This is a genomic window from Roseiflexus castenholzii DSM 13941 (assembly GCF_000017805.1).
Taxonomy (GTDB): domain Bacteria; phylum Chloroflexota; class Chloroflexia; order Chloroflexales; family Roseiflexaceae; genus Roseiflexus; species Roseiflexus castenholzii.
Map to the genome: position 1 here is coordinate 2474409 of NC_009767.1, position 23608 is coordinate 2498016.

At 59.9% G+C, this 23608-nt stretch carries 18 protein-coding genes; 10 read left to right on the top strand and 8 right to left on the bottom strand.

The window, feature by feature from the left end; translation table 11 throughout:
* Positions 1-605 precede the first annotated feature (605 nt).
* Positions 606-1268 (top strand): O-methyltransferase, encoded by a 663-nt coding sequence (locus RCAS_RS09905; protein ID WP_041330553.1) that lies wholly within the window; start codon positions 606-608, stop codon positions 1266-1268.
* A gap of 279 nt (positions 1269-1547) precedes the next feature.
* Positions 1548-3605 carry an oxidoreductase gene (locus RCAS_RS09910; RefSeq protein ID WP_157042608.1) on the top strand — a complete coding sequence of 686 codons (2058 nt, stop codon included), beginning with the start codon at positions 1548-1550 and terminating at the stop codon, positions 3603-3605.
* Positions 3606-3609: 4 nt separating this feature from the next.
* On the opposite strand, the gene RCAS_RS09915 is transcribed toward RCAS_RS09910, so the two are convergent.
* From RCAS_RS09915 to RCAS_RS09935, 6 genes are all read right to left on the bottom strand, one after another.
* Positions 3610-3840, bottom strand: coding sequence for a hypothetical protein (locus tag RCAS_RS09915; RefSeq protein ID WP_012120448.1), 231 nt, complete (start codon positions 3838-3840; stop codon positions 3610-3612).
* A 193-nt stretch (positions 3841-4033) separates the two neighbouring features.
* Complete coding sequence (locus tag RCAS_RS09920) at positions 4034-6676, bottom strand: LuxR C-terminal-related transcriptional regulator (protein ID WP_012120449.1); 2643 nt, start codon at positions 6674-6676, stop codon at positions 4034-4036.
* Between the two features lie 294 nt (positions 6677-6970).
* On the bottom strand, positions 6971-7411 hold the full coding sequence (locus tag RCAS_RS09925; RefSeq protein ID WP_232280220.1) for a rhodanese-like domain-containing protein: 441 nt from the start codon (positions 7409-7411) through the stop codon (positions 6971-6973).
* 491 nt (positions 7412-7902) lie between these two features.
* Positions 7903-8568 (bottom strand): hypothetical protein, encoded by a 666-nt coding sequence (locus RCAS_RS25120; RefSeq protein WP_012120451.1) that lies wholly within the window; start codon positions 8566-8568, stop codon positions 7903-7905.
* 6 nt (positions 8569-8574) lie between these two features.
* On the bottom strand, positions 8575-9702 hold the full coding sequence (locus RCAS_RS09930) for a TRM11 family SAM-dependent methyltransferase (RefSeq protein WP_012120452.1): 1128 nt from the start codon (positions 9700-9702) through the stop codon (positions 8575-8577).
* A 333-nt stretch (positions 9703-10035) separates the two neighbouring features.
* On the bottom strand, positions 10036-10422 hold the full coding sequence (locus RCAS_RS09935; RefSeq protein WP_012120453.1) for a RidA family protein: 387 nt from the start codon (positions 10420-10422) through the stop codon (positions 10036-10038).
* Between the two features lie 71 nt (positions 10423-10493).
* Here RCAS_RS09935 and RCAS_RS09940 point away from each other — a divergent pair, with 71 nt between their 5' ends.
* From RCAS_RS09940 to RCAS_RS09955, 4 genes are all read left to right on the top strand, one after another.
* Positions 10494-13358: a glycosyltransferase family 39 protein gene (locus RCAS_RS09940; RefSeq protein WP_012120454.1), complete on the top strand. Its 2865-nt coding sequence runs from the start codon at positions 10494-10496 to the stop codon at positions 13356-13358.
* A 145-nt stretch (positions 13359-13503) separates the two neighbouring features.
* A complete protein-coding gene (locus RCAS_RS09945) occupies positions 13504-14736 on the top strand; it encodes a glycosyltransferase (protein WP_012120455.1) in 1233 nt (410 codons plus the stop codon).
* Complete coding sequence (locus RCAS_RS09950; protein WP_041330556.1) at positions 14714-15028, top strand: hypothetical protein; 315 nt, start codon at positions 14714-14716, stop codon at positions 15026-15028. The genes RCAS_RS09945 and RCAS_RS09950 overlap by 23 nt, the downstream gene beginning before the upstream one ends.
* Before the next feature lie 267 nt (positions 15029-15295).
* On the top strand, positions 15296-17389 hold the full coding sequence (locus RCAS_RS09955) for a glycosyltransferase family 39 protein (protein WP_041330557.1): 2094 nt from the start codon (positions 15296-15298) through the stop codon (positions 17387-17389).
* 154 nt (positions 17390-17543) lie between these two features.
* Here RCAS_RS09955 and RCAS_RS09960 read toward each other — a convergent pair whose 3' ends face one another.
* On the bottom strand, positions 17544-17744 hold the full coding sequence (locus RCAS_RS09960) for a pyridoxamine 5'-phosphate oxidase family protein (protein WP_198136026.1): 201 nt from the start codon (positions 17742-17744) through the stop codon (positions 17544-17546).
* Between the two features lie 89 nt (positions 17745-17833).
* Here RCAS_RS09960 and pgsA point away from each other — a divergent pair, with 89 nt between their 5' ends.
* From pgsA to RCAS_RS09980, 3 genes are all read left to right on the top strand, one after another.
* Positions 17834-18403 carry a CDP-diacylglycerol--glycerol-3-phosphate 3-phosphatidyltransferase gene (gene pgsA, locus RCAS_RS09965; RefSeq protein WP_041330558.1) on the top strand — a complete coding sequence of 190 codons (570 nt, stop codon included), beginning with the start codon at positions 17834-17836 and terminating at the stop codon, positions 18401-18403.
* Positions 18404-19127: 724 nt separating this feature from the next.
* Positions 19128-19523: a type VII toxin-antitoxin system HepT family RNase toxin gene (gene hepT / locus RCAS_RS09975; protein ID WP_012120458.1), complete on the top strand. Its 396-nt coding sequence runs from the start codon at positions 19128-19130 to the stop codon at positions 19521-19523.
* 211 nt (positions 19524-19734) lie between these two features.
* Positions 19735-22122: a 1-deoxy-D-xylulose-5-phosphate synthase N-terminal domain-containing protein gene (locus RCAS_RS09980; RefSeq protein ID WP_012120459.1), complete on the top strand. Its 2388-nt coding sequence runs from the start codon at positions 19735-19737 to the stop codon at positions 22120-22122.
* Between the two features lie 128 nt (positions 22123-22250).
* On the opposite strand, the gene RCAS_RS09985 is transcribed toward RCAS_RS09980, so the two are convergent.
* Complete coding sequence (locus RCAS_RS09985) at positions 22251-22613, bottom strand: hypothetical protein (RefSeq protein WP_012120460.1); 363 nt, start codon at positions 22611-22613, stop codon at positions 22251-22253.
* Positions 22614-22746: 133 nt separating this feature from the next.
* On the opposite strand from RCAS_RS09985, the gene trpA reads away from it, so the two are divergent.
* Entirely contained in the window at positions 22747-23532 is a 786-nt protein-coding gene (trpA, locus tag RCAS_RS09990) for a tryptophan synthase subunit alpha (RefSeq protein ID WP_012120461.1), read from the top strand.
* Positions 23533-23608: the final 76 nt, after the last annotated feature.

Sequence of the window (23608 nt, forward strand, 5' to 3'; positions counted from 1 at the left end):
AGGGGTGAGGGATGAGGCGAGAGGCAAGAGGCAAGAGGCGAGAGGGGCGAGGGATGAGGCGAGAGGGGTGAGGGATGAGGCGAGAGGGGAGAGGGGCGAGGGATGAGGCGAGAGGGGTGAGGGATGAGGCGAGAGGGGTGAGGGATGAGGCGAGAGGGGTGAGGGGAGAGGGATGAGGCAAGAGGCGAGAGGGGAGAGGGGAGAGGGGAGAGGGATGAGGCGAGAGGGATGAGGCGAGAGGGATGAGGGGAGAGGGAGGAGGCGAGAGGGATGAGGGGAGAGGGATGAGGCGAGAGGGATGAGGCAAGAGGCAAGAGGCAAGAGGCGAGAGGGGAGAGGGGAGAGGGAGGAGGCAAGAGGCAAGAGGCAAGAGGGGAGAGGGGTGAGGGATGAGGCGAGAGGGGTGAGGGATGAGGCGAGAGGGGTGAGGGATGAGGCGAGAGGGGTGAGGGATGAGGCGAGAGGGGTGAGGGAGGAGGCAAGAGGCAAGAGGCAAAAGGTAGGGGCACCCTCTGTGGGTGCCAACAGGGATGGCAGGGTCATGGCATTCCCGTCCCCCTGTGGGCGCCCAACAAGGATGGCAGGATCTCCATCAGGAGGACAGCATGCACAAGCAGTGGGCTGCCGTCGATGACTACATAGCCGGTCTGTTTCCGTCGGACCCGGTGCTCGACGCTGTGCTGCGCGCAACGCGCGACGCCGGGATGCCGCAGATCAATGTCTCGCCGGTTCAAGGGCGATTGCTGCACGTTCTGGCGCTGGCATGCAACGCAAGAAACATCCTGGAAATCGGAACGCTGGCGGGCTATAGCGCGATCTGGATGGCGCGCGCGCTGCCAGCCGATGGAAAACTGATCTCGCTGGAGTTCGATCCGAAACACGCCGATGTTGCGCGCGCCAACATTGTGCGTGCTGGTCTTGCCGACCGCGTGGACGTGCGTCTGGGAACGGCGTTGGACATCCTGCCGCAGTTGGCGGCGGAGGGCGCAGGACCGTTCGACCTGATCTTTATCGATGCCGACAAGATCAATCTGACGACTTACTTCGATTGGGCGGTGTGCCTGGCGCGTCCCGGCAGCCTGATTGTCGTCGATAATGTCATCCGTGGCGGCGACGTGCTGGATGCTGCGAGCGACGATGCCGGGTTGCAGGGGGTGCGCCGCTTCAACGAGGCGATTGCCGCCGATCCGCGCGTGACGGCGACGATCCTGCAAATGGTCGGCAGCAAGGGGCACGATGGGCTGGCGCTGGCCGTGGTGAGGGGGTAATACCAATGACGATTGACGATGCCGCATGCTGGTCATTCCGAGCCCTTCGCTTCGCTCGGGGTAAACGCAGCGAGGAATCGGCGCGGGTCGCGCACGACCCCTCGCGCTGCTCGGGGTGACCATGCCGGATGGTCACAGGGAATTGGTATAAGAACTGAGAACTGAGAACCGAGAACCAAGAACCGAGAACCAAGAACTAAGAACTAAGAACCGAGAACCGCTCCGTCTGCATCCGCGTTGAGCCGTGTGTATCCGTGTTCTATGACAAGCCATGCGCATATGTACGATATTCTCTTTGAGCCGGTGCGGATTGGACCGGTGACCGCGCCAAATCGTTTTTACCAGGTTCCGCATTGCAACGGCATGGGGTACCGCATGCCGCGCGCGCTGGCTGAAATGCGCCGCGTCAAAGCCGAAGGCGGCTGGGGCGTTGTCTGCACAGAAGAAGTCGAGATCCATCATTCCAGTGATCTGGCGCCGTTCTTCGAGGGGCGGCTGTGGAGCGACGATGACATTCCGGCGCTGGCGCTGATGGCGGAAGCCGTGCATCGTCACGGCGCGCTGGCGGGGATCGAACTGACCCACAATGGCCACGATGCGCTTAACTATTACTCCCGCGCCACATCGTTCGGTCCACGCTCGATGGGCTTGATGGGGGGCACAGGCTTCGAGCCGGGGCAGTGCCGCCGGATGGACCGCGAGGATATTCGGAATCTGCGCCGCTGGCACCGGAATGCCGCACTGCGCGCGAAACGCGCCGGCTTCGACATTATCTACTGTTACGCCGGGCATGGCTTGAGCCTGGCGATGCACTTCCTGCTGCGCCGCTTCAACGACCGCACCGACGAGTATGGCGGCAGCCTGACCAACCGTGTACGCCTTTTCCGCGATTTAATCGAGGACACAAAGGACGCCGTCGGCGACCGCTGCGCAGTGGCGGTGCGGATGGCGGTTGATGAACTGCTCGGTGATGAAGGTCTCAGCAGTCAGGGGGAGGCGTATGAGATCGTTGCCATGCTCGCGGAACTCCCCGATCTGTGGGATGTCAATATCTCTGCGTGGAGCAACGACTCGGCGTCGTCGCGCTTTGAGAAGGAAGGGTTCCAGGAGCCGTACATTGCCTTCGTCAAACAATTGACGAGCAAACCGGTGGTTGGCGTGGGACGCTACACCTCGCCGGAGGCGATGGTGTCGGCGGTGCGGCGCGGCATTCTCGACTTCATCGGCGCAGCGCGTCCGTCGATTGCCGATCCCTTCCTGCCGCGCAAAATCCAGGAAGGACGCACCGAAGATATTCGCGAGTGCATCGGATGCAATATTTGCGTCTCCGGCGACAATAAGTGTGTGCCGATCCGCTGCACCCAGAATCCAACAATGGGCGAGGAATGGCGGCGCGGGTGGCATCCTGAAACGATTGCTCCAAAGTGCAGCGATGCAGAAGTCCTGGTCATCGGGGCGGGTCCTGCCGGACTGGAGTGCGCCAGGGCGCTCGGTCAGCGCGGCTATCAGGTGGCGCTGGTCGAGGCGCGGCGTGAACCGGGCGGGCGGGTGGCGCGTGAGGCGCGCCTTCCCGGTTTGAGCGAATGGCGGCGTGTGATCGACTGGCGCTTGACGCAGATCGCCCGTATGCCGAACGTGCAATTGCTGCCGGGAAATCCGATGACCGCCGCCGATGTGTTGGAAAGCGGGTATGAGCACGTGATCATCGCAACCGGTGCGATCTGGCGGCGCGATGGCGTGGGACGCACGGTGTACCATCCCGTTCCCGGCTGCGATCTGTTGCACGTCTATACACCCGATGACATTATGGACGGACGCCTGCCGACAGGTCGCGTGGTAATCTACGATGACGATCACTATTACATGGGCGGCGTGCTGGCGGAATTGCTCGCGTGTCGGGGGTGTGGCGTCACGCTCTGCACGCCGGCGCCGCTGGTGTCGCACTGGTCGCAGTTCACACTGGAACAGGAACGCATCGAGCGTCGGTTGCGCGACCTTGGTGTTGCCATCCATACGCGCAGCGCCCTCAGCGCCGTTCACGTTGGCGCCGTCACGGTACGTGACATTGCCGCGAGTCGTCTGACCGATCTGGCATGTGATTCGGTGGTGATGGTCGCCGATCGCGCGCCGCGCGACGCACTGGCGACCGACCTGGCGCCGGCGCGAGCCGACGGTCGTCTCCGTACTCTGCGGCTCATCGGCGATGCCAACGCGCCGCACATCATCGCGCAGGCGGTGTTTGCCGGGCACCTGGCGGCGCGCGAGTTCGATGAGATGCCGGATGCCGATGTGCCGCCGTTTGCACGAGAGTTTATTCCGTTGAACGTTCAATCTTGAATGTTCAACGAAAACGCTCAGACTCGTCGTTCTCGCGCGCAAGCGCGATCAGCGTCAACCCAAGATCGCGGATGCGCGTCAATACGCCGTGAAGCATCGCCTGATCCGGTAGTGTGCCGCGCATGACCGTTGTGCCCTCGTCGTGGGTCATGGTGAACTCCGGGAACAGAGCGGCGATTCCAGGTCCGAGTTCTCGGTCAATACGAATGATGGAGCGGGTATGGGTGTCGTTCATGGTACGCATCTCTCACTGATTATGTTTATCATACCCGGCGCCCGGCGGCGGGGAACCACACGTCTATGTGGTTATAGCGATGGCAGAAGTCGGCAAGCAAAAGAGCGACAGTGCGCTGCTCCATCGCAGCCTGGCGCTGCCCCGTCACGGAACGGCGCCGTTGCGACGCCTGCAACATCAAACCGTTGTCGTGTCAGTCCTCTTCGAAGAGATGCAGTTCGTGTGCGCGGGCAAGCGCCAGCGTGCGGCTGTTTACCTGGAGTTTGCTGTAGAGGCTCTTGATGTGGTAGCGTACCGTGTTGACGCTCACAACGAGCTCGCTGGCAATCTGCCGATAGGTCAACCCGCGCGCCATCAACCGCAGCACATCACGCTCGCGGTCAGTCAACGGCTCAGGCGATTCTGTCAGGTTGGCCACGCGGGCGCGCACAGACGATGGAAACGCTTCCAGGAGACGGCCCGCGTAGGCGCTTCCGATACGATGGAGCAGGCGCGCCAGTCGCGCGCCGGCGTCGAGAAAGATGCGAACATACCCTTCTGGTTCCGCCATCGCCAGGGCACGTTGAAGATCGTCGCGGGCTGCGGCTTCGTCATTCAATGCGGCGCATGCCAGTGTGCGCAGGATCAACGCTTCGATGACCCGTCCCTGGCGACCAGACTGTTCTGCCGATGCGATAATGTTGTCGAGGAATGCGCGCGCGTCAGCGCTACGACCCTGGTGCAGCAGCAGGCGCGCGCGTATCAGCGGCAGCGCCTCGCGCACCGCACCAGCGACTGCTTCGATGTCCGTGCCGCGACTTGCCAGCGCATGCCTGGCTTTGGTTATGGCGCCCTGATCGAGATACAGGCGCACCCGTTCTGCAATCAGCAACGGCTCGACCCATGCCGGCACTCCCTGAGCCGTAAACGTCGCAGCGGTATCGAGTGCAACCTGCGCCCCTGCCAGATCGCCCTGCGCACGCCGTAACCGCGCCAGGTGGAGATGGCACTGAGCCAGTGCAGCAGTATGCCCGCTCTGCTGCGCCAGGTCCAGGGCATGTCGCAAATGTTGGTGTGCGTCTTCCAGTTGGTTGCGTTCGATCAGAATGGCGCTATATGCGATGAACACCGGGCTGGCGGCGGGGATGAAGATTGCGGACTGCAACGCTGGCTTGAGGGCGGCTTCGGCGCTGCGGAGACGCCCCTGTGTCAGGTAGAGCAAGCCGAGATGGGCGCGCCCGAGGAGCGCTGGCAGCCGCAACCACGCCGCCTGGCAGAGTGGCACAGCCTGTTCATACGCAGCGATGGCGGCATCTATGTCGCCGGAGATGCGCAATGCGCCAGCGATTGCGGTGTGCGCCACCGCCTGTGCAATGAGATGGTCGGCGGGGGCGAGGTCGAGTGCCTGTCGGGCATGCACGAGCGCCTCTGCCGCGCGTCCCTGCGTTTCGGCGAGAACGGCGCGCGCCGCGTGGAGTTCCCCGCGCAGCGCGGGCGCATCCGGGAGCATAGTCGTTTCCGCCTGGTCCAGGTATGGCGCAACCTCGCTGTAGCGTCCGCGCAGGATCAATGCCCACGCAACGGCGACACCGGCGCGGGGCATGGTCTGTCGCCACGCATCGGGCAACAGGTGCAACCAGCGTTCGAGGAGGGCCGCCCGCCCTTCCATCACCAACGTGTTGGCGGAGCGCTCGATCAGTTGCGCCGCGTGCGCGAAATCGTGTCCAGCAATGGCATATTCGACAGCCTGCTCGACATCGCCATGCGCAGCGTGCCAGGCTGCCGCGCGTCGGTACAGTGCATCCACATCTTCGGGAAAGGTGCAGCGCGCCTGACCGCGCAGCAGGTCGCCGAATAACCGATGAAAGCGAAACCAGGGTTCATCGTTCGGTGCGGACGGTAGGGGGACGATGAACCCATGCGTTTGCGCCAGCGTTTCGAGGAGCGCGGCGCTGCCGGTCGTTTCCGCCACTGCATCACAGAGCGAACCGCAGAACCGCTCCAAGACGGCAATGCGCAACAACAATGCGCGCACCTCCGCCGGTTGTTGCGCAAGCACCTCGTCGGTCAGATATTCGATAATGAATCGGTTGTGTTGCGCTAGTTGCGCGATATGTCGTGTCGGTGACGGTGCGGTATCGTCGCGCAACGCCAGCCCGGCCATGGACAGAGCGGCGGGCCATCCTTCAGTCTGGCGGAGCAGGGTCATGATCTCTTCTGCGCTCAACCCCAGGCGCATAACATCATTGAGCAGCGTCGTCGTCTCGGTCAGATCAAAGCGCAGATCAGTCGCACGCACTTCGAGCAACTGCCCCCGCGCGCGCCAACGGTGCAGCGGCAGCGGCGGGTCGGCGCGTGTGATGAACACGATATGCAGATTCGGCGGTGCATACTCGATCAGAAAGGTCAGATCGTCGTGGATCGCATGCAGATCGATCAGGTGGTAATCGTCCAGAACGAGCACAAGGTGTTGCGTTTGCGCAGTAATTTCGTTGAGTGTCGCAGCGAGCAGCGAACGAACCGGCGCAGGTTGCGGTCCGGTGAGCGCCTCGATCAACGTTGCGCCGCACGCAGGAAGGGTGGTGTGCAGCGCCAGCGCCACATATCGCCAGAATTGAACCGGATCGTTGTCGTGAACGTCGAGTGTGAGCCATGCTATCGCCGCCGCGTGTCGTGTTGCCAGCGCGCGCAGCGCCTCCTGCACCGCCATTGTTTTACCGAAACCGGTTGGAGCGCTGACGAGCGTCGCCGGAACATCAATGAGGCGGTGCAGTTGCGTGATGAGGCGCGGACGGGGAATGAAGCAATGGTGGCGGGCAGGAAGGGCGATTTTGGTTCTGAGCAGCGATTCGCTCATACAACCCCGATGGTCGAAACCCTTTCTGGCTGATCATTGTAACGCAAATCTGCGAGGTATTCCGATGCTCCTGATCATCGTGGTATGCCATGGGGCGTGGGCGCTTCCGTTCCCGGCGGGGCGGGTTGGGAGGGTAAAGTGCTCCTGCTCCCCACAGGAGCGGGCAGGGGTGGAGCGAAACTGTCGCGTGTGGAACGAATCTCAAGCGACACGCCGAACATTCGCGCCCCTGGTACTGCGACATGACCGGGATTGCTGGCGGTACTCCGCCATCTGGCGCATTCGGTGCGACGATCACTTTTCGACGGGATACCCGGCGCGTTGCCACGCGAGAATGCCACCCTGCATGTTGTGGACGTTGGTGAAGCCGTTACGCCGCAGGAAATCAGTGATTTGCCCGCTCCGGTTGCCACTGCGACACGTCACGATCACGGTTTTGTCGGTCGGAATTTCATTCAGGCGTACAGGAACCGTCCCCATCGGCATGAGTCGCACGCCGGGAATGTGCCCGGCAGCGTATTCTTCCGGCTCGCGGACATCGAGCAGCACCACGTCGTCGCGCTCCATGATCGCGCGCACCGTGGCGACATCGACGTTGAGCGGCAGGTTTGCAACATCGATGGTGCTCGATTGGACGATATTCGGCGCTACCGGCATCGAGGCCGCAGGCGCGCCTGCGCAGGAAGCCAGCACAAAAAGCGCGGTCGTCAACGTGAGGAAGAAGAGACGTTTCATAACGTTTGCTCCGTTGAGGTACTGAGAACCAGGAACCGAGAACCAAGAAACCGGGAACAACGGCGCGCCCCATCCGCGCCCATCCGTCCCGATCCGTGGCGATCCGTGTTCCATCGCGCACCCTCTTCCTGCGCAGAACACGGCGCGCCCCTTCTGCGCATGTCCCTTCAGGATCGCTGCATCACAGCGGACAACTGCCAGGCATCGAATGACAGCAAGCGCGCGGCGCCGCCAGGGTGCGTCACACCTTTCATCGTTACATCCTCTTACGTGCTGTTCTTGAGTACTGTCAGATAATGTTTCGTTACTCCTCACAAATGACAACTTATAGAGTTTCTCAAGATTGAGATTACGGACACGCAACCGCATATTCGAGGCATGTCCCTCTTCCTAGTGCTTGCCCCTGTGGAAACAGATTGCAATGAAGAGCCTGTTATCTACGTTCTACCTGGTCTTGGGCATTATAAATCTGCGCCATGAGATCGAGGAAATCAATTGCCGTGCGAACGCGCGATAAAATTGTTTAAGGCCTCGCGCCAGGCATCGGGATTATACCAGAAGCAACCATAGCATCCTCTCTCATCATCCTCTGGTATCCCTGCATCCCACTGATGGCCACCTTCAGCAAAGAAATTGATTCCTATGAATGTGCCTCGTTCACCGGTTTTCTTGCATTTTTCACAATACCTACTTTTCCAAAGATTGTTTTCTCTAGTTAGCGGTTGAAAACGGCGATGTATTTCGTCTTCAGGCATATTTGGATCGAAATTCTCATTTTGAGACCATCGTACTTGAGGGAAGCGGTGATCTATTTCTAATTTTTCTGGTGTGAGTTGTCGCAAAGTTATGGCTTCGATGTTCTTGTAATATGAAATGATCCTACTTCGTAACTTCTGAGGTATTTGGAGGCGCACAAAAGAATTTCGGGTAGGTTTTAACGATACCAGGCGACGATGGACAGTTTTTTCGTTGCATGTTTGGCAAAATATCGTTTTGTTTTCAATTTCAAAACCATGGTGACGGATAATCTGAATGGCTTTAGCCGGTTGGGTGCCGGGAAGTTCGTGTTTACCACAATGCCATTGCTGATCAGAAAGAGTGGCAAACATGATATGGATTTTCGTTCCTTCCTTAAAAGGATTATCTTTTTCGTTCATGGCAAGTCACCGTTTTTTGAAGAGGAAGATATATTCGTGTTTAAATATATAGAAACCTCCAGCAAGTGCGCGATAGCGCCATAACTCTTTTTGATTGCGTTTTGCGGATGTATCCTCGAAGTTCTTGATAATGATACTTTTGAGCGAAAAACCGCGCTTCATGACTTCACTCATGGTTTGGAAGCCAAGAGGTATCCATTCACCCTTTACGTATTTATCACCTATGACTAGCACGAGATATCGTTCCTTGTCGAGTATTGGATTGATCCTGTCAACAAGTGTTCCCATCATCTCCAAGAACCTTTCAACTGATGGCGCATTCGAAAGATCGCGTGGGTCATGACTAAATTTAATGATATCGAAATAAGGTGGGTGCATAATAACCAGTTGTACGGACTTCGCTCCGTATTTTTGTAATACCGCACCGTAATCGATATTCATACTATCATCATTGATAACATCAATAACAACATTGTATCTATTGGGTTCAGATGAAATAAGACGACGCGCATGTTCAACCATTTGAGGTTGTAATTCGACACCGATGGTGTTCCTTCCTAATCGCTGTCCTTCAATGAGCGTCGTTCCTGATCCTGCGAAGGTGTCTAAGACCCAATCACCCTTCTTAGTATAGCGACGCATCATCTGATAGGGGATTTGGGGGACGAAGTTACCCCAATAACCTGCTGTGTGAACTCCAGAACTATCACGCCGATCAATAAGCCACAAACTATCAGTATATATATCATCGTACTCTTTCCACCGATTGAGGTTTATGTCGTTAATGGAAACCGTTTTTACCTCGAGAATGCTCTTAAGTAAACGTTCAACATAGTATTGTGCTCGATCAATTGTTAGAGAGTCAGATATTTGGTCAAGTTCGGAAATTAGGTAGTTTTTGCTGAAATCAGCAGTTCGTGTGCCATCGCTATTATTTCGTAACTCGTCGTTAGGATCACAGATGCGACGCTTAATTTCTGTAATAGCATGGCGTAAACTGAGCATTGAGTTGATAGATTGACATTTTTGGATAATATCTACCAGAATCGCTTCGTTCAGGTGGAGCATCTCATCTGGTGATCCGAAATAGTCATCTTCGAACAGGGGAAGATTTTGGAGCATGCGCTCACTCATATAATCACTCCTTTATTCTGTTTTAAGGATTTTCCTCCGCTCATTCTGGTTGTATGCCGAAAGTTGTGCATATTCGTAGCGCAAGATTAATCTTGCGCTACTGTTACGCAAAAATTGAGACACTGCCATCGTTCTTCTTGAATGATCGAGTCAGGCGTGTGACGCACTCCGCGCATACAACAGTACATTTGCACCTATGCTATGCCTTAAGCCTGCTGAAGCGAGGCTGGCGGCGGTTGGTTGTGCCGGTTCCCATCTCTTTTATCGTCTGGCGGCTTTTATGCGGCGTTGGACAGTCCAGTGCATGTCGCTTTCTTCGATCATTCGATGTCGTCATGGCGAACGCCTCAACGCAATCGCTTCGATCTCCACCCGCGCATCGCGTGGCAACCGCGCGACCTGGATCGTCGAACGCGCTGGCGGATTAGTGGCGAAGAATTCGGCATAGACAGCATTCATGGCGGCGAAGTCGCTCATATCGGCAAGGAAAACCGTCGTTTTGACCACTTGATCGAGCGAACTGCCTGCGGCTGTGAGCACTGCCTGAAGGTTTGCCAACACCTGGCGCGTCTGCACCGCCACGTCCCCTTCGACCAGAACGCCGTCGGGAGTCAGCGGAATCTGCCCCGAGCAAAACACGAAGCCGTCAGCAATGATCGCCTGTGAGTATGGACCAATCGCCTGCGGCGCATCTGGTGTTTGTACGACTGTACGATCCATGGGCACGCCCCTTTCTGCTGAAGTAGATGCCGGGACTATTGTAGCAGAAACATTCGAGTATAATACGGTGCGTGAGGAGTAAGACGATTTCAGGCGATCCGCCTGCACTACAGCCAACCGTCAGCGCGTATGCGCGCCTGACGCTGCGTTATCGTGATGCGCGTCTGGCGCTGGTTGTTGTGCTGGCGCTTCTGGTGGGCATCTTTGCGTATCAGGCGCCGGTTGATGCGACGATCTTCGTCGGTTGGCCCGGCGACCGCCTGTTTTTGCAGGCAAGCGAGGGCGCTGGCGCTGCCGACCGGTTCACCTTCTACGGCGATGAAATCACCGCTGACGCGCCGGGGGGGCGCAGCCGCTGGACGCACCAGGGAGCGCGGATTGATCTGGCAGGTCTGGGCAAGGGTGCGCTTGTGGTGACGGTGCGCGCGCAGGGGTGGCCCCCCGATGCCCTCAACCGCGCGACGCGCCAGCCGGAGGTGACGGTCATAGCGGACGATACGTTCATTGGACGCTTCACGCCAGGCGAACAGTGGGCAGAGTACGATGTCGCTGTTCCCGCCGAGGTGCGGCGCAGCAATGACCTGACGCTGATGCTGGTTGCGTCGGATGTCTTCACCAGCACGAGCATCTACAACGATCCTCGTCCAAAAGGAATCCGCATCGACGCTATTCGGGTGCGCAGCGTCGGTGATGGTCCATTCGTGCCTGCGCTGGCGCCGGTGCTCTGGTTGACGGTGGGTGGAGGGGTCTGGTTTCTGGCGCTGGCAGGGGGCACTCGCAAGCCAACGTTTGCCTTCGTTGCTGCGACGCTGCTCGTCAGCGGTGCAGCGCTTGCGCTGGCGGCGGCGCGCATCTGGACGGTTGTACTGTTGCCATGGCTCGCCGGGGCCGGCATTGCGCTGCTGATCTGGCAGCATCGCGTCGCTCTGGTGCGCCATCCGCTGCGCCTGGCGCGCCGCTTCACGCGCGGGTCGGCGCTCGGCTATGGGCTGCTGGCGGCAACAGGCGCGTGGCTGGTGGCGATGATCATTCAGTATGCCCCGCCGATGCCGCGCCTGGAACAGTTCTGGGAGTTTTTTCCCGACTCGCTCATCTATACGCTGATCACGCTGGGCAGTCTGGCGCTGATCCTGGTCTACGGGCGCAATGGAGTGCCCCGCCTGGCGCAGGCGACGGTGCGCATGGCAGGTTCGCGGCGCGGTGCGACGCTGACGCTGACGCTCCTGCTGGCAGTGTGGGTTGGCTATCTGGGGGCGGTCATTCTGGCGATGCCATATGTCGGGCATGCCGACTATGCCGATAATGCGGTCGTGGCGCGCAATCTCCTTGCCGGACGAGGATGGACGGTCGATTATGTGACGCAGTTCTACCGCCTCTACGACGGTGTCACGCGCCCGCAGGAAACATGGCCCCTGCTGCAACCGGTGTGGGTGGCGTCTTCGTTTGCGCTTTTTGGCGTCAGTAATTGGGCTGCGAAGATTCCGAACCTGCTGTTTCTCACTGTGCTGGCGCTGGCGGTCTATCAGGCTGGCGCGCGCCTGTGGGACCGGCGCGTCGGATTGGTTGCAGTCGTGTTGCTCATCACCAGTCATCTCTACTTCAAACTGGTAATCTATGTGACGAATGACCTGGGGTTTGCGCTGTTTGCGTTCGGCGCACTGCTGCTGCTGTATCGCGCCTGGGGTGCGCCGGATGCGATGGCGCTCGCGTCGCGTTTGCGCTTTGGGAGCATATCGCAGCAATTGGCGTTGACGATCCTCTCTGGTGCGTTAACCGGTCTGATGCTCTTGCAAAAGCCGGGAAGCGGCGGGTTGATCGCGCTGGGCATGGGATGGTGGTTCCTGCGGGTGCGCTTTGACACCTGGCCGCGAACCCTGGCCGATCTGCGCACGCGACTGGCGCCCGTAGCGGCGTGGGGTGTGGTTGCGTTTGTGTTGCTGGCGCCGTATCTGGCGCGGAATATGCTCACCTTCGGCGTGCCGTTCTATTCGACCGAGGGCAAGGATGCGTGGGTGCTGGAGTACACGACATGGGATCAGATCTATGCCGTGTATACCACCGAGGAAGGGTTCAGTACGCTCGGCGTTCCCGACCGCAGCTGGATTCTGCGGTGGGGATTCGACCGCACCCTGGTCAAAATGGAGCGACAGGTGCGCGCACTGCGCGACTATCTGCTACCATCCTGGCAGCATGCCCCTTTCGGATTGAGCGAGTGGTTCGGGCGCGCCGACAAGGATCGCCTGCTGTTTGATCCAGGCGCGTGGCTGGCGCTCTTCGGCGCTATGGCTGTCATAGCATCACATCGCCGCCTGATGACCCTGCTCGGCGCAGCGTTTGTGCCATACACGCTGTTTCTGATCGTCTACTGGCACACGAATGAAGAACGTTACTGGGTTGTGGTGATGCCGTGGCTTGCGCTTTTCGCTTCGGCAACGCTGTGGTGCATCTATGACCGGATCGCTGCGCTGTCCGATGGTCGTTGGACGCCATTCGGGTTGCTGGCAGTCGTTGCACTGATAGCGGCGATCATCGCGCCGTCCTGGTCTCCAATCGCCGAAAAGGTGCGCGACGAACCGAACCTGTATCGCGCCGATCTCGACGCCTATGACTGGCTGAAGCGCAACACGCCGTCTGATGCCGTAGTGATGACGCGCAACCCGTGGCAACTCAACTGGCACAGCGAACGTCCGGCGCTCATGATACCGTACACGACCGACCGGGAGACCTTCCTGCGCCTGGCGCGCCGCTACAATGTGCGCTATCTGATGATCGATACCTTGCAGCGCCCTGAGCCGGAAGTGCGCCGCCTGCTCGATGCCATGATCGCCGATCCGGCATTGGGGTTCCGCGAAGTCTACCGCACACCAGTGTATCGCGCCGATTTTCGCGGCGTAACGAAGGAGATGATCGCCGTTGTGTACGCATTCCCGCAGTGAGGCGAGCGACGTTGAATATTGCATATGGGAAGACAGAGGCGTTGCATTGCAACGTCGCCGCGCGGGGGCAGGAGGAAACGCGACAAAGCAAAGTTATTGTCTCTGCGCCCTCTGTGTCGCTGTGGTTAAGAATAATGGTCCAGATATGAACATTCTCATGCTCACCTCGTCGTACCCAAAGTACGTTGGGGAGACGACAGCGCCCTTCGTTGAAGCGATAGCGGTCGGTCTGGCGCGACGGCGGCACACGGTGCATGTTGTTGCGCCGTTTCACCCCGATGTGCGGCGCGCGCCGGTTGAGTACGGCGTGCGGTTGCACTTTTACCGCTATGCCCCACACCGCGTTCTCAATGTCTATGGCTATGCCGAGTCGTTGCATGCCGACGTTGGTCTGCGCCGCACGGCGCTGGCGGCGGTTCCGTTTGCGCTGGCAGCGTCGCTCCGGGCGCTGCTGCACCTGACGCGCCATCACCGGTTCGATGTGATCCACGCGCACTGGGTGCTGCCAAATGGCGCACCGGCTATGCTTGCCGCCCGGTTGCGCAACCTGCCGCTGGTCGTCAGCCTGCACGGGTCCGATGTCTATCTGGCGTCCAGGGGATGGCCCCTCGCGCTGAGCGCCGTCGCCGTCTTTCGCAGCGCGGGCGCTATCACCGCGTGCAGCAGTGATCTGTATCAGCGCGCGCTGCGCCTCGGCGCGCCGCCTGCGCACACAACGGTCATTCCATACGGCGTTGATGCGCACGCCTTTCGCCCCGATCCGCGCGCTGGCATCCAGGTGCGCGCCGAATTGCACCTGCCACCTGATACGTTGCTTATTCTCGCCATGGGCAGAATGGTCTACAAGAAAGGATTCACCTTCCTGCTTGATGCGCTGCCGCACATCCGCGCACTGCATCCGCGTGCGACCCTGGTGCTGGCGGGGTACGGCGATCTCCTCGATGAACTGAAGGAGCATGCCAGGAGGCTCGGTGTCGCAGATGCGGTCATTTTTCCGGGGCAGCTTCCACGCGACCGCGCGGCGCGCTACGTCGCCGCCGCCGATGTGTATGTCGTACCCTCGGTGCGTGATGATGCCGGTAATGTTGATGGCCTGCCCAATACGCTCCTCGAAGGTATGGGAGCGGCGCGCCCGATTGTTGCGACTCGCACGGCCGGCATTCCCGATGTCATCGCCGATGGTGTGCATGGCCTGCTCGTCCCGGAACGCGACCCGGTGGCGCTGGCTGATGCCATCGTGCGTCTGCTGAGTGATCGCAATCTTGCAGCGCGTCTTGGAGAAGCGGCGCGCCGCCGGGTGCTGGACGAACTCTCCTGGGATGTGACGGCGGTGCGCTTCGAGGAGGCGTACCGTCATGCCGTTGAATGTAAACTTTAGCCCGCAGCGCCCCGGCGTCCCGCTGCGCGCCACGGCAATCATGACGTCATTGCAACAAGCAACCACGAAGGTCACCAATGGACACGAAGGAAATGCGCTTCATGTTGATTCACCTTTTCCCCTTCGTGCGCTTCGCGTCCTTGGTGGTGAAGCCTTCTATGACTTCACCACAACAAGCAACCACGAAGGTCACCAAGGGATACACAAGAAATGCGCTTTTATGTTTCTTCCCCTTCGTGCGCTTCGCGTCCTTGGTGGTGAAGCCGGTGTGCAGACGACATCGGCGCTGTAACCACGAAGGTCACAAAGGGACACAAAGGAAATGCGCTTCATTTTTATCAACCTTCGTGCGCTTCGTGTCCTTTGTGGTTAATCTTTTTTGCAGTGGACTCATTATTGTACGAATGACCGCACATGAGCATCAGTTCTCGGTTCTTGGTTCTTGGTTCTCAGTTCTCACTTCTCGATCACCATGCGCCAGTTTGTAACCGCCAGTCTGACCGCCTTCACCCGATGCGCTCGAGGACTCGCCGGCAGCCAGGCAGACGCCGCACATCGGATGACCTTGCTCATCGTCGCATTGACCGCGTTGGCGTTCGGGTTGCGCCTGTATCGCCTGGATGCGCAGAGCCTGTGGCTCGACGAGGGAAGTACATGGGTCGAGGTGACCGGCAAGGGATGGCTGACACTCTTCGGTGAATTGTTTAGCCCCACTGCTGGTTACCCGCTCTATCATCTGCTGTTGAAGGCATGGGTCCTCGTGGCAGGCGACTCGGAGTGGGCTTTGCGCTTCCCGTCGGCACTGGTAGGGGCGCTGGTCATCCCGGCGCTGATGGCGGCAGTTGACGAACTGCGCGTCGTTTCAGGGCGGATGAGTAAAGGGCGCGCATCAGCAGCGGTCGGCTTGCTCGCAGCGTTCTCGCCGTATGCTCTCTGGCACGCACAGGACGCAAAAGTCTACAGTCTGCTCATCCTGGCGTCGGCGCTGCTCATGTGGACACTGCTGCGCGCCGTGCGAACGGGTGCACGGCGTGCCTGGCTACTCTTCGCTAGCGTGTCCCTGATCAGTATCTTTGTGCATCGTCTGGCGCTCTTATCGCTGGCGGGCGCCGTGCTCGTCGTTGCCTTGCACCTGTGGCGGCGCGATTCCAGGATCGCGCACCAGTGGGCGATGCTGTGGGCGGCAGGGGCGCTGGCGCTGAGCATCGTCGGGGTTGCCGGAGTGATCCTGGCGACGCGCAACGAACGCTTAGGCAATGAGCGCAATGCCGTCGGCATGCTCGAAGGACTCTGGTTCACCTTTGCGCATTTCAGCCTGAACCGCTGGCCCGGCGAACTGGAGGGCTACCTGAGATTACCTGCTGTGATCTGGTTGCTGCCGTTTGGCGCTTTGACGGTGTGGGGCGCAGTGGCGCTGATACAGGATAGACGCGCAGGTCGCGGCGGCGCCGGCACTGTTCTGGCGCTCTTCCTGACGCCACTGGCACTGTTCGCAATTGTTCATACCCTGGCGCCGGTGTACGAAGCGCGGTATGCTGCATCGGCGTTTCCGGCATGGCTCCTTCTCCTGGCATATCCACTGATAACGCATGGGAATGAACATAACGCTGCGCGCCCGTCCAGGCGGTCGGCTGCGCATCCCGTCGTCACACTCCTGATCGTCGTTGCTCTGTTGGCGTGCGTTGCAACGCTCATGCAGCCAGGAAAGGGTCTCTTCAGCGGCGATCCGGTCAAGGAACAGTGGCGCGAAGCGGTCGCGGCCCTCGCTGCGCGCGTCCATCCCGATGATCTGGTGCTCGTGCATCCGCACTATGTGATGCCGATGTACACGTACTACGCTCCCCGCGTCACTCCCGATCCGCTGCCGCAGCCGGTCACATTCCCTGTGTTTGCCGAAGGTGACACATGCGGTATCGTCAACCCGACGCGGCAACAGATGCTCGAATGTATCCGGCGTCGCTTCGAGCCATTCTATAATCAGCAGGCGACCGGCAAAAAGCGTGCTCTGTTGCTGATCGCACCCGATCACGCACGGACGGTCGATCCGCCGCCGCTGCCGGTCGATCGCTTTGGGTGGGTCGGGTTACGCTTTCAGTATCCGCAACGCACCTGGCCCTGCGGTGGCATTGAGTTCGTCGGCGTGCTTCTCATGTGCCAGAGTTTCCCCGAAACCTTCAATCCTGGCAGTCCGGGAATGATCCCGCAACCGGCTCAACCGCTCGAAGCGGTTTTCGGCAGCGAGTTGCGCCTGCGCGGCGTGACATTGGCGCTTCATGGCGGCGCTGCGCGAGCAGGCGGCGCACTCCCTGTCACCCTCTATTGGGAAGCGGTCGCGCCGCCGTCCCGCGACTATCGTATGTTTCTGCACCTCTGCCGCGACTGTGATATTCCGCCCCGTGCCAACGATGACGGACCGCCGCTCGGCGGGTATGCGCCCGCCGGGATGACCACCACCTGGCGTGTCGGCGATCCGGTGCACGATGAGCGGACGCTGACGCTGCCCCATGACCTGCCGCCTGGTCGGTACACCTTGCTCCTGGGGGTCTACAGCGGTGATGGCGCGCCTGCCACGCGCCTGCCGATCACAATGTCTGCGCCAACGCTTCCTGAGAATCGCCTTGTGCTGGGAACTGTTGACATCGCAGCGCCGTAATGCCAATGACGATTGACGATGCCGCATGCTGGTCATTCCGAGCGCAGCGACTTGTCATTCCGAGCGCAGCGAGGAATCTGCGCGGGTCGCGCACGACCCCTCGCGCTGCTTGGGGTGACCATGCTGGATGTTCACAGGTCATTGGTATCAGTCCTCACGCCAGTTCGTTCCAGTTTTCGCTATAGTGATCGACCACTACCGCAACATGCGGATTCGCCTGAATGTTCTGCACCCGGCGCAGCCGCATCGCCTCTTCTCGTTTCCGCCTGGCATCGATCGGGGTGTACAATCGTCCATCAAAGGCATACACGATTGGTATCACCACGGGGCGCCCATTCGCATCGACTGTCGCCATGCGCGCCATGCCGCCCCCGAATGACGAAATCGCGTTCCCATGCAGTCATGATCTACTCCTTCGGGTATAATGCGACATGGAGAGTTCGTGTGGATACCCGTCATCTGCCCAACCTGCTTGGTCTGTTTCGGATTGTCGCAACGCCGGCGCTCTACGTTCTGATTGCGCTCGGCACACCGACCGGCGACCTGAGCGCTGTTGTGTTGTTATTGTTGATGGCCGCCAGCGATATTGCTGATGGTCGGATTGCGCGTAAACTAAAAGTGGTGTCGCCACTTGGCGTGTTTCTCGATACCATTTCTGACAAAATCTTCGTTGCCGGGGCGCTGTTGCCGATGGTCGAACGCGGGCTTCTTCCCGGTTGGACGGCGTTGATCATCATTATCCGCGAATTTGCGGTGTCGGGGTTGCGCTCCTACGCCGCCGCCGAAGGCGAAGTGATCGCAGCGCGACAGTGGGGGAAGCAGAAACTGGTGTTCACCGTTGCGGCGCTGATATGGTGTCTGGTCGATGCGGCAGCGCGCGCATCACCCGGTGCGCCAGGAGCGCTGCTGACTCTGGCATCGCTCTGGCCCCTCGTGCTCGGTATTGCCCTGGTCTGGACGATCGGTTCGGGCGTGGAGTATTTCTGGAAAGCGATGCCGTTATTGCGGCGGTGAACGTAGGGCGGGAGGCGAGAGGCAAGGGGTGAGAGGGTTGCAGATTGAAGGTGGGAAGGTTCCAGGTGGAAACGCTGCACCGCAGTGTCTCGAGATGTTGAACGTGTACAAAGAATGCGGGAGGGCGTATCACGCGCTTCTCTGCGCCCTCTGCGCCTCTGTGGTTCAAAAGCGCAGGCGCGAAGAGTCGTACCTTGAAGGAGGGCAGGAAGGGTGCAGGTGGAAGGCGGGGCTTATTGAGACGCGCATCAACGAGCCGATTTCAAGCGCATCCGTAAGCCGATCGAAGATGCTGTCGTGACTCGGAGAGTGCTGCGAATGCGGGAGGGCGTATCACGCGCTTCTCTGCGCCCTCTGCGCCTCTGTGGTTCAAAAGCGCAGGCGCGAAGAGTCGTACCTTGAAGGAGGGCAGGAAGGGTGCAGGTGGAAGGCGGGGCTTATTGAGACGCGCATCAACGAGCCGATTTCAAGCGCATCCGTAAGCCGATCGAAGATGCTGTCGTGACTCGGAGAGTGCTGCGAATGCGGGAGGGCGTATCACGCGCTTCTCTGCGCCCTCTGCGCCTCTGTGGTTCAAAAGCGCAGGCGCGAAGAGTCGTACCTTGAAGGAGGGCAGGAAGGGTGCAGGTGGAAGGCGGGGCTTATTGAGACGCGCATCAACGAGCCGATTTCAAGCGCATCCGTAAGCCGATCGAAGATGCTGTCGTGACTTGGAGAGTGCTGCATGATCGATTGTGATAGTGTGCCTGCAAAGGTGGCGATCATCCAGCGCTGTCTCGACCGCATCCGGTCGGTCACCGGCATGGACCCGGCGAGTCTTGATGACATTGACCGGCATGATATTGTTGTGCTCAACCTGCAGCGCGCCGTGCAGTCTGCAATCGATCTCTGCGCGCATACCTTTGCAGCGCATGGATACGAGATGCCGGCAACGCCGCGCGACATTTTTGCGGCGCTTGAGCAACGGGGGCTTTTTTCCACTGCATCGGCGCGGGCAATGCAGAAGATGTGCGGTTTTCGCACTATCGCCGTTCGTGACAATCGCAACCTTTCGCCGGATGTGCTCAAGGCGATCCTGGTGCATCACCTGTTCGATCTCGAAACGTTGTTATACCAATGACGATTGACGATGCCGCATGCTGGTCATTCCGAGCCCTTCGCTTCGCTCAGGGTAAACGCAGCGAGGAATCGAAGCGGGTCGCGCACGACCCCTCGCGCGGCTCGGGGTGACCATGCCGGATGGTCACAGGGAATGGGTATTCCTGCGAGATCCTGGCGCTGTTGCCGCCTTCTTTGCCTGATCAATCTCATTGAGTGGGTGGAGGAAGACCATGATCGACACCATGCCCGAATCCCGAACCCGTGTGCTTCATCCCGTCTCTCCCGATCGCCTTGCAGTACTGGACGCGATCCAGCGCCGCATTCTTTGGTTGGCAACGCTCATGGTCCATTATGCCAACCATGTGCGTCCGAACCCTGATGGGACGAAGATCGGCGGACATCAGGCATCTTCGACATCGCTCGTGACCATTCTGACGGCGCTTTACTTCCATTTTCTGCGGCCCGGCGATCGGGTGTCGATTAAACCCCATGCGTCGCCGGCGTTCCACGCGGTACAGTACCTGCTGGGGCGACTGCCGCGCGAGTATCTCACGACCCTGCGCGCCTACGGCGGTCTTCAGGCGTATCCCAGTCGCACCAAAGACCCTGATGATGTCGATTTTTCGACCGGCTCGGTCGGTCTGGGCGCGGTTGCGCCTGCTTTTGCGGCACTGGCGCATCGTTACGCAAAAATGCATTTTGGACGTGTGACATCGCAGCGCTTCATTGCGCTGGTCGGTGACGCCGAACTGGATGAGGGAAATGTCTGGGAGGCGATCCTTGATGAGGCGATGGAGGGTCTGGACAATCTGATCTGGATTGTCGATCTGAACCGCCAGAGCCTCGACCGAGTGGTGCCGGGCATTCGGGCGGCACGGCTGAAGCGCCTGTTTGCCGAAAATGGCTGGCAGGTGCTCGAAGCGAAGTATGGTCGTCGGTTGCAGGCGTTGTTTGGGCAACCCGGCGGTGACGCACTCCGGCAGCGCATCGACGATATGAGCAATGAGGAGTATCAGGCGCTCATCCGCCTCCCCGGTCACGAACTGCGCGCGCGTCTATGCGACGATCCGGCGGGCAAGGGCGATCAGATTGCGGGCGTCATTGCAGGCGTTTCCGACGATGCGTTGCCGTCCGTCCTCTCGAACCTCGGAGGGCATGATCTGGAGGAACTATTCGATGTGCTGGCGCATGCAGACGCTTCGGCAGGCAGACCGACCGTTATTTTCGCGTACACGATCAAAGGTTGGGGATTGCCAATCGCCGGGCATCCGCTCAACCATTCGATGCTGCTGACTGCCGAGCAGATTGAAGCGCTGCGTGTTGCGCACGGTATCGCTCCCGGCACGGAGTGGGACGCATTCTCGCCGGGCACACTCGAAGCCGATCTGTGCGCCGAGGCTGCGGCGCGCCTCTATCCTCCCGAAGAGCCGGAGGGGGTCGCCTGTGATCCGGCGCTGGTTCCTGCCAATCTGGACGTTGCCGTGCCGGAACGCACCAGCACCCAGGATGCATTTGGGCGCCTGCTGGTGCGCCTGGCGGATACCCCAATTGGCGAACGTGTCGTGACATCATCGCCCGATGTCTCCGTTTCGACCAACCTGGCGGGCTGGATCAACAAAACCGGCGTGTTCACACCTATCGAACACCCCGATTATGAGACCGAGTCGTACCGTCTGCTGCGCTGGAAACGCGGACCGTCCGGCAGGCACATCGAACTGGGCATCTCCGAAATGAACCTCTTCATGCTACTCGGCATGATGGGGTTGTCTGCGGAACTGTGCGGGCAACCGCTCATCCCGATCGGCACCGTCTATGACCCGTTCGTCTGTCGTGGACTCGATGCGCTGATCTACAGTGTCTATTCTGGCGCGAAGTTCATCTTTGCCGGAACGCCGTCGGGGATCACCCTATCACCCGAAGGTGGCGCGCACCAATCGATTATTACGCCGTCGATTGGCGCAGAGCTGCCGAAGTTGCGCGCGTATGAGCCATGCTATGCGCAGGAGGTGGAATGGCTGCTGCTGGAAGCGATCCGTGAGTGCTGCGATCGCGCGCATGGGCAGGCGACCTACCTGCGCCTCTCGACACGCCCCGTCGATCAGGCGCCGTTCAGCGCCGTGTTGCAACGCCTGGGGAAAGAGGAACTGCGACGGCAGGTTCTGATGGGCGGGTATCGCCTGCGCGACTGGCGTTTCGGCGATCAGACGATCATTGCGCGGCGGGCGAATGGGCAACCCTACCATGTGCTTATTGCCGGGGCTGGCGCCATTGTGCCCGAAGCGCTGGCAGCCGCCGATCTGCTGGAACGCGAAGGCGTAGCGGTGACGGTTTTGAATCTGGTCAGTCCGAAGCGCGTCTTTGAGCGCTGGCGCGCAGGGCGCGACCACAATCCGCTCGGTTGGCTGATTCTGCCAGAAGAGCGCCGTGCGCCGATCATTACCATGCAGGACGGCGCATCGCACAGCCTGGCATGGCTGGGAAGCGTCTACGGCGCGCCAGTGACGGCGCTGGGAGTGGATGACTTCGGGCAGTCGGGCGCGCGCGCCGACCTCTACCGTCATTTCGGAATCGATCCGCTGAGCATTGCCGAGGCGGCGTTCCGCGCATTGGATGAATGAAGCAACCCTGCACGCCGTTGTGCAGGGTTGCACCGATGAGATTCAGGCGCAACGAATGCGCCCAAATCCCGGATATAATCGGGGGTCGGCGCGTAACTAAGCCTGAATCTTCAGTTGCCAGGCTATCGTTAAGTCGTCGCCGGCGGGTTGCGGCGCGCCTCGATGAATGAGCGCACGCCAAGCGCCACATAGATGCCGCAGATAAGCGCCATGGCAATGTTTGCACCGGTCGCCGCGTTCAGTTCAAACGAGCCGAGCGATGGGATGATGCGGCTCAGTGGCGCGATGAACCCAAGGGCGCCGAGCGCAACCGCGATGTGCATCATTGTCTTGCGGCGCTGCCCATGCTGTGCCAGCCAGCCGAGCAGGATGAGCGGCACGCCGAAAAACGCCGGAATGAGCGCCGTGATGCTCGACATACCTGTGCCGAAATATGTTGACAGCGCCAGGACCGTGAGCGCTGCACCGGCAATGATGGTGTTCCTGGGCATCGTTCCCTCCTTCGCAGTCATAGGATGCCGTTTGAGTACATTCTTATTATACAATGTTCGCCGTTGTCTCTCAGGGTTGCCTTCCCTATCAAAATATGTGAATTTCTTCCCGAATGCCTGTAAGGATTGTCCGATGAGCCGCATTGCCGATACCTTTGCCCGATTGCGCGCTGCCGGTCGCACAGCGCTGATGCCTTATCTGATGACCGGCTATCCCGAGCGCGATTCGGTGCTGGACCTTGCGCCGGCGCTGGAGGATGCCGGCGCCGATCTGTTCGAGCTTGGCGTCCCGTTTTCCGATCCGCTCGCCGATGGCGCGACGATTCAACGCGCTTCTGAACGCGCGCTTGCGAATGGTGTTCGTCTCGAGCACTGCATTGCAACCATTGCCGTATTGCGCGAACGTGGCGTGCGCGCGCCGATTGTGCCAATGGGGTATTACAACCCGTTTTTGCAGTATGGTCTCGCGCGTCTGGCGCGCGATATGGCAGCCGCCGGCGCGGATGGGTTGATTATCCCTGATTTGCCGCCGGAAGAAGCGCAGGAGTGTCACGCCGCCTGCCGCGAATATGGTCTCGATCTGATCTTCTTCGTCGCACCCACGACCCCTGATGAGCGCATTGCCCGCATTACTGCGCTCGCCAGCGGTTTCATCTATTGCGTTTCGCTGACCGGCGTCACCGGCGCGCGGCGCGAATTGTGGAGCGGACTGCCCGCCTTCCTGGAACGGGTGCGGCGTCACACCACCCTGCCGCTCGTTGTCGGGTTCGGCATCAGCAGCGCCGATCATGTGCGTGAGGTCGGCAGGCATGCGGCAGGTGCGATTGTCGCCAGTGCGCTGATCAACGTTATCGAACAGTCGCATCCTGGCGAATATGTCGCGCGCGCGGCTGAGTTCGTGCGGTTGTTGCGCGGCTGACTGAGGGCGCATCAATGCATTGACTTCACTACAAAAAGCGGTAACCACGAACGAACCACGAAGGTCACGAAGGGAC

What these genes read in the sequence shown, in the direction of transcription:
- RCAS_RS09945 (WP_012120455.1), top strand. Translation starts at nt 13,504, where the DNA reads ATGAACATTCTCATGCTCACCTCGTCGTACCCAAAGTACGTTGGGGAG.
- RCAS_RS09920 (WP_012120449.1), bottom strand. Translation starts at nt 6,676, where the DNA reads ATGAGCGAATCGCTGCTCAGAACCAAAATCGCCCTTCCTGCCCGCCAC.
- RCAS_RS09910 (WP_157042608.1), top strand. Translation starts at nt 1,548, where the DNA reads ATGTACGATATTCTCTTTGAGCCGGTGCGGATTGGACCGGTGACCGCG.
- RCAS_RS09985 (WP_012120460.1), bottom strand. Translation starts at nt 22,613, where the DNA reads ATGCCCAGGAACACCATCATTGCCGGTGCAGCGCTCACGGTCCTGGCG.
- hepT (WP_012120458.1), top strand. Translation starts at nt 19,128, where the DNA reads ATGATCGATTGTGATAGTGTGCCTGCAAAGGTGGCGATCATCCAGCGC.
- RCAS_RS09925 (WP_232280220.1), bottom strand. Translation starts at nt 7,411, where the DNA reads ATGAAACGTCTCTTCTTCCTCACGTTGACGACCGCGCTTTTTGTGCTG.
- RCAS_RS09960 (WP_198136026.1), bottom strand. Translation starts at nt 17,744, where the DNA reads ATGGCGACAGTCGATGCGAATGGGCGCCCCGTGGTGATACCAATCGTG.
- RCAS_RS25120 (WP_012120451.1), bottom strand. Translation starts at nt 8,568, where the DNA reads ATGAACGAAAAAGATAATCCTTTTAAGGAAGGAACGAAAATCCATATC.
- trpA (WP_012120461.1), top strand. Translation starts at nt 22,747, where the DNA reads ATGAGCCGCATTGCCGATACCTTTGCCCGATTGCGCGCTGCCGGTCGC.
- RCAS_RS09905 (WP_041330553.1), top strand. Translation starts at nt 606, where the DNA reads ATGCACAAGCAGTGGGCTGCCGTCGATGACTACATAGCCGGTCTGTTT.
- RCAS_RS09955 (WP_041330557.1), top strand. Translation starts at nt 15,296, where the DNA reads ATGACCTTGCTCATCGTCGCATTGACCGCGTTGGCGTTCGGGTTGCGC.
- RCAS_RS09915 (WP_012120448.1), bottom strand. Translation starts at nt 3,840, where the DNA reads ATGAACGACACCCATACCCGCTCCATCATTCGTATTGACCGAGAACTC.
- RCAS_RS09980 (WP_012120459.1), top strand. Translation starts at nt 19,735, where the DNA reads ATGATCGACACCATGCCCGAATCCCGAACCCGTGTGCTTCATCCCGTC.
- RCAS_RS09935 (WP_012120453.1), bottom strand. Translation starts at nt 10,422, where the DNA reads ATGGATCGTACAGTCGTACAAACACCAGATGCGCCGCAGGCGATTGGT.
- RCAS_RS09950 (WP_041330556.1), top strand. Translation starts at nt 14,714, where the DNA reads ATGCCGTTGAATGTAAACTTTAGCCCGCAGCGCCCCGGCGTCCCGCTG.
- RCAS_RS09930 (WP_012120452.1), bottom strand. Translation starts at nt 9,702, where the DNA reads ATGAGTGAGCGCATGCTCCAAAATCTTCCCCTGTTCGAAGATGACTAT.